The organism is Ralstonia sp. 22111 (assembly GCF_052045895.1).
In the GTDB taxonomy this organism is placed as follows: Bacteria; Pseudomonadota; Gammaproteobacteria; order Burkholderiales; family Burkholderiaceae; genus Ralstonia; species Ralstonia wenshanensis.
The window spans coordinates 401,520-407,521 of record NZ_JBQEPR010000005.1 but is presented as its reverse complement, the minus strand read 5'-3'; the positions used below and the strand labels follow the sequence as shown (position 1 = coordinate 407,521).

At 65.0% G+C, this 6,002-nt stretch carries 7 protein-coding genes; all 7 read right to left on the bottom strand.

The features are described 5' to 3' along the window. On the bottom strand, nucleotides 1-863 hold an 863-nt coding region (locus ACTJK4_RS15960), incomplete at its 3' end, for a porin (protein WP_440818348.1). A 48-nt stretch (nucleotides 864-911) separates the two neighbouring features. Continuing rightward, on the bottom strand, nucleotides 912-1,256 hold the full coding sequence (locus ACTJK4_RS15955) for an L-rhamnose mutarotase (RefSeq protein WP_260802521.1): 345 nt from the start codon (nucleotides 1,254-1,256) through the stop codon (nucleotides 912-914). Nucleotides 1,257-1,263: 7 nt separating this feature from the next. Further along, on the bottom strand, nucleotides 1,264-2,040 hold the full coding sequence (locus ACTJK4_RS15950) for an SDR family oxidoreductase (RefSeq protein WP_414560612.1): 777 nt from the start codon (nucleotides 2,038-2,040) through the stop codon (nucleotides 1,264-1,266). 3 nt (nucleotides 2,041-2,043) lie between these two features. Further along, on the bottom strand, nucleotides 2,044-2,925 hold the full coding sequence (locus ACTJK4_RS15945) for an amidohydrolase family protein (RefSeq protein ID WP_440818359.1): 882 nt from the start codon (nucleotides 2,923-2,925) through the stop codon (nucleotides 2,044-2,046). A 19-nt stretch (nucleotides 2,926-2,944) separates the two neighbouring features. Next, nucleotides 2,945-4,222 carry an L-fuconate dehydratase gene (locus ACTJK4_RS15940; RefSeq protein WP_232042755.1) on the bottom strand — a complete coding sequence of 426 codons (1,278 nt, stop codon included), beginning with the start codon at nucleotides 4,220-4,222 and terminating at the stop codon, nucleotides 2,945-2,947. A gap of 35 nt (nucleotides 4,223-4,257) precedes the next feature. Then, the gene (locus tag ACTJK4_RS15935; RefSeq protein ID WP_440818347.1) at nucleotides 4,258-5,118 is read right to left on the bottom strand and encodes an ureidoglycolate lyase; all 861 of its coding nucleotides are present in this window, start codon (nucleotides 5,116-5,118) and stop codon (nucleotides 4,258-4,260) included. Nucleotides 5,119-5,155: 37 nt separating this feature from the next. Further along, entirely contained in the window at nucleotides 5,156-5,905 is a 750-nt protein-coding gene (locus tag ACTJK4_RS15930) for an SDR family oxidoreductase (protein ID WP_440818346.1), read from the bottom strand. Nucleotides 5,906-6,002: the final 97 nt, after the last annotated feature.

Sequence of the window (6,002 nt, the reverse complement as noted above, 5' to 3'; positions counted from 1 at the left end):
TGGTTCACGTTGACACGGTAGGCCGCGCCGATCAGCGTCAGCGCCGGCGTGACTTCGTAGTTGATGCCCAGCCAGTAGTGGTTGGCCTTGGTCGGGGCGCCCGCAGCAGCATCCGGCGCTGACAGGTTTTCATACGCCGCAAACAGCTTCGCCTTGCCGATGGTGTACGTGCCGCCGATCGTCGCTTCCTTCGAGAAATTGAAGATGTCGCTGAACTTGCCGTTGCCGTCGCGGATCACGTCGTAGATCGCGCGCACTTCCAGCGGGCCCGTCTTGTAGACGGCGGACACGCCATCGCGGCGGCTGTTCGTGAACGAGCCGGGTTGCTCGCCCAGGCCGGTCTGCAGGCCGATCTGGAAGCCGCCCCAGGTCGGGCTCTGGTATTCGACGACGTTGTTGGCGCCCGGCCAGTTGCGCCCGCGCACCAGCGTGGCCGAGCCAATGAACTGCTGGCCGGTCGGGTCGAGGAACCAGACGTCGTTGCTGATGAAGAGGTTCTTGCCGGCCGTCAACGTGCCCCAGGTCGGGCTGGACAGGCCGACGTACGAACGCCGATTAAACAACGCGTCGCCGTTGGTCCGGCCTTGGGCCGCGCCAAAACCGGACTCGAGCCGGAAGAGCGCCTGCAGGCCACCGCCGAGATCCTCCTTGCCCATGAACCCGAACATGCTGGTCCCCCACTGGTTGTCGGCGGCGCGCCAGAGGCTGCCGCCCGGCGAGGTCGCGGTGGGGGCGACGTTGTTCTGGTAGTCGATGCCGCTGGCGACGCGGCCGTACAGCGTGACGTTGGTTTGTGCATGCGCGGCGCCAGCGGCCGCGCACACGATTGCCGCGCACAGCGGGCCAGTTACTCGTTTTTTCATTGTCATCTCCTCTCTCTGGTGTCATGCCGGCCACGGCCGGAATTGCTTCTACTGCGGTTGCTGTTGCAAATCGAAGATTCGGCGCATCGGTGTCCACTTGTGCCCGGCGGGCGTCCATGGGGTGGGCGCCTGAAACTGCCACATCAACGCTTCCCATTCCCGGATCTTCGGGTCCGTGTCGGTGGCAAGCGCCATGCGCTCGGCGTCGTAGATGGCGTCGTCGGTCTCCATGAGCATCACCATGCGGGTGCCAAGGCGATAGATCTCCATGCCGGTCACGCCATGCACGCGCAGGTGCCGCGCAACTTCGGGCCAGATGCGTTGATGGTGGGCTTCGTACGTGGCGATGAGCGCCGCGTCGTCTTTCAGATCCAGAGCGAGGCAGTAGCGCATGGCAGCCTCACGTCAGCGCACGGTCGAGGTGCGTGTAGCCACCGTCGACAAACACCCACTGGCCCGTCGTGTGCGAGGCCTGTGCAGAGAGCAGGAAGACCGTGGTGCTCGCGATCTCGTCGGCGGTGGTCATGCGTTGGCCGAGCGGGATCTTCGATGTAATCGCTGCGAGCTTGGCATCGGGGTTGTCGAACGTGGCGATCCAGCGTTCATACAGCGGCGTGAGCACCTCCGCCGGAATGACCGCATTGACGCGCACGCCATCCGGCGCCAGCGACGCCGCCCATTCCCGCGTGAGCGACAACTGTGCACCCTTCGCGGCGGTGTACCCGCTCGTATTGCCTTGCCCCGTCAGCGCCGTTTTAGACGAGATATTGACGATGGCCCCTCGGCTCGCTTTCAGGTGTGGCACACACAGATGTGCCATGACGTAGTAATGGATGAGGTTCTTTTCGAGCGACCGAACGAAGGCGTCCCGGCCCGCGTCCAGTCCCACGCTGTCGTTGATGCCCGCGTTGTTGACAAGACCATCGATGTGCCCGAACTCGCGCACGGTTTCTTCCACCATGCCGCGGCAATCGACCTCATCTTCCAGGTCGAACTGGAAGAAGCGGGCTTTCGGCTGCCGACCCATCAGCTCAGCTTCAAACGCCGGGGCCATCGGGCTCTTGCCGCAGACGACGGGAATGGCGCCCTCGGCCGCCAGTTGCAGCGAGATGGCCGCGCCAATGCCGGCCGCGCCGCCCGTGACGATGATGACTTTGTCTTGCAGATGCAAATCCATGGTTCAAGCCTTGAGTTGCAGGTTGTAGCAGCGGGTGGCGTTGCCACCCCAGAGATCGACGCGTTCCGTGGCGCTGAGCCGCTCTTCGGCCCAGACGTGCAGCACGTCGTACACCGTGCCGTACGACGCGGCCAATTGGCAGACGGGCCAATCCGAGCCGAACATCACGCGACCCGGGCCAAACACGTCGAGTGCCACGTCCAGGCACTGGCGCGCGTGCTGGATGTCGCGCACGGTCACGCCCTTTCGCCAGTCGGCTTCGGTCAGCAAGCCGGAAAGCTTGCACGCGACATGCGGCATGTCCTTGAGCGGTGCCAGCGCGGCGCGCCAGTGCGCAAGGGCTTGCGCGTCACGCTCGAACGCAGCCAGCGGCGGCTTGCCGAGGTGATCCAACACCAGCCAGTGGTGATCGTGCCGGCCGCAGAAATCCACGGCGGGCGCGAGTTGGTGGCCAAACACCAGCACGTCGTAGGTGTAGCCCCAGAGCTGCAGCAGCGCGATGCCTTGCTCGAATGCCGGGTCCGACAAGAATGCGGCCACGTCCGGTTCGTCCTGCACGGTGTGCCGGAAGCCGACCAGTTTGTGCTCACCGCTCCTTGCCTCGAGGCGCGACTCAAGATCGGTGGCATGCAAGTCTTCCCAACCGACCACGCCGACAATCCAGTCGTGCGCAGCGGCAAGGTCGAGCAGGAAATCCGTTTCCTCACGCACGCCGCGCGCCTGCACGGCAATCGCCGCGTCCAGGCGTTGCGCGCGCAGTTGGGGCAGCAGGTCGGCAGGCAGATGGTCTCTGGCCAGGGCTTCCATGCCGGGGCCGATCCAGGAATACGCCTCGGTTTGATAGCGCCAGAAATGCTGGTGCGCGTCTATTCGGGGCACGGGCAGCGCGGGGTCCGTCATCGCATCAGCCCCGGAAGCGGTACTGCTCAAGCGATGCCGGTTTCATCGTGATGGAGAAACCGGGAGCCTGCGGCGGCAGATAGGCGGCATTGCGCACCACGCAGGGATCAACAAAGTGCTCGTGCAGATGGTCGACGTACTCGACGACGCGGCCCTCGCGCGTGCCCGACACGCAGATGTAGTCGATCATCGAGAGATGCTGCACGTACTCGCACAGGCCCACGCCGCCGGCATGCGGGCACACCGGCAGGCCGTACTTGGCGGCCAGCAGCAACACAGCCAGGATTTCGTTCACGCCGCCCAGGCGGCACGCGTCGATCTGCACAACGTCAATCGCGCCGCGCATGATGAACTGCTTGAAGAGAATGCGGTTCTGACACATCTCGCCGGTGGCGACCTTGACGGGGGCAACGGCTTCGCGCACCTTGCGATGGCCTTCCACATCGTCCGGGCTGGTCGGCTCTTCAATGAACCACGGCTTGGCGAAACCGAGTTCGCGCACCCAGTCGATGGCTTCCTTGACCTCCCAGACCTGGTTGGCATCGATCATCAGTTCGCGGTCCGGCCCAAGCACTTCGCGGGCGATGGAGACGCGGCGAATGTCGTCCTTCAGATCGCGCCCGACCTTGAGCTTGACGTGGCGGAAGCCGCTGTCGACGGCCTCGCGGCAGAGGCGGCGCAGCTTGTCGTCGTCATAGCCGAGCCAGCCGGCGGACGTGGTGTAGCACGGGTAGCCTTCCTGCTCCAGCGTGCGGATCCGCTCGGCCTTGCCCGGCGCCTGCTTGCGCAGCAGGTCCAGCGCTTCTTCGGGCGTGATACCGTCGGTGATGTAGCGGAAATCGATGCAGCGCACGAGTTCTTCCGGCGTGAGATCGGCCACCAGGCGCCACAGCGGCTTGCCTTCGGCCTTGGCCCACAGATCCCACGCCGCATTGACGACCGCGCCGGTGGCCAGGTGGATGGCGCCCTTGTCCGGGCCGATCCAGCGCAACTGGCTGTCGGACGTGACATGACGCCAGAAGCGGCCCATGTCTTCACGAATCCAGTCGAGATCCAACCCTTCCACCAGATGGCGCATCGCCGCGATGGCCGCGCAGCAGACCTCGTTGCCGCGCCCGATGGTGAAGGTCAGGCCGTGGCCTTCCAGGCCAGGCTGGTCAGTCTCCAGGATCACGTAGGCCGCGGAGTAATCCGGGTCCGGGTTCATCGCGTCGGAGCCGTCGAGATGCTGCGAGGTCGGAAAGCGCACGTCCAGCACGCGCAGGGATCGGATGATGGTCATGAGTATCGTGTTCGGGATTGCGGAATGCCTGCCCTTCAGCCTTGTGCGTCCACCGTGCGCTGGCGCTGCTCGCCCAAGCCCTCGATGCCCAGGCGCATGGTCTGGCCCGCGCGCAGATAGACCGGCGGCTTCTGCCCCAGCCCCACGCCCGGCGGCGTGCCGGTGGAAATCACATCGCCCGGCTGCAGGCTCATGAAGCGGCTCAGGTAGCTGACGAGATGCGCCACGCCAAACACCATGGTCGACGTCGATCCGTTCTGGTAACGATGCCCATCCACCTCCAGCCACAGATGCAGCGCCTGCGGATTGGGCACCTCGTCGGCGGTGACGAGCCACGGGCCGATGGGGCCGAAGGTGTCGCAGCCCTTGCCCTTGTCCCACGTGCCGCCGCGCTCGAGCTGGTATTCGCGCTCCGACACATCGTTGATGACGCAGTAACCGGCCACATGCACGAGCGCATCGGCCTCGCTGATGTACCGGCCGCCCTTGCCGATCACCACGCCAAGCTCGACTTCCCAATCGGTCTTGACCGAGCCGCGCGGGATTTCAACGTCGTCGTTGGGGCCGCAGATGGCGCTGGTCCATTTGCCGAAGACGACCGGCTCAGCCGGCACTTCAGCGCCTGTCTCGGCAGCGTGATCGGAGTAGTTCAGGCCGATGCAGATGAACTTGCCGACGTTGCCCACGCAGGCGCCCAGGCGCAGGCCCGCTTGCGGCGTGCCATCAACGATGGGCAAGCGGCTGATGTCGAGCGTGCGCAGTCGAGCGAGGCTCTCGGGCAGCAGCGCAGCGCCGGCAATGTCGTCAATCACGCCGGACAGGTCGCGCACTTGACCTTGCGCATCGAGCAGGCCGGGCTTTTCCTGGCCCTTGGGGCCGTAGCGGAGGAGTTTCATCGTGTTGTCGTTGTGAACTGCAATCAATCAAGCCAAATCAGTTGGACCAGCCGCCGTCGATCACGCAGCAAGTGCCGGTCGTGAAACGGGACTCATCCGAAGCGAGGTAGGTGGCCAGCGCGGCAATCTCGTCTGCTGTGCCGACACGGCCCATCGGTTGGCGCGCAACGAAGGCCGCACGGATGGTGTCGATTGGCACGTTCTGTTCCTGCGCCTGCGCCGCAATGCGCTGCTCGAGGGACGGAGACTCGACCGTGCCCGGGCAGATGGCGTTGCAGCGGATCCCGCGCGACACAAAGTCGGCGGCAATCGCCTTGGTCATGCCGATGACGGCGGCCTTGGTCGTGCCATACACGAAGCGGTTCGGCACGCCCTTCACGCTTGAAGCGGCGGACGCCATGTTGATGATCGACGCCCCGCCGTTGTCCAGCATCTTCGGCAACAGCGCACGCGTCAGGCGGTACATCGACGTCACGTTGAGCTGCCACGAGAACGCCCAGTCGTCTTCCGAACATTCGAGGATGCTGCCGGGGTGCACGAAGCCCGCGCAGTTGAACAGCGCATCGAAGGCGGCTTCTTCGCGTGCCAGGACGGCAACAGCGTTGGCGTCCGTCACGTCCAGGCGCAAGGTGCGAACGCCGGCGGTCTCTGCCAGCGTGGCCAGCGCCTCTGCGTTGATGTCAGTGGCGAGCACCTGCGCGCCTTCTTTTGCAAACATCATCGCGCTGGCCCGGCCAATACCCTGCCCAGCCGCCGTCACGAGGATGCGTTTTCCTTGGAGTCTCATTGCGTCTGCGTTCCGGCGCGGGCCACGTTGGCGATGGCCCATTCCGGCAATGGAGTTAAAACACTGCGCCGTTCAGGAAAGGGATTCAGCCGGCATG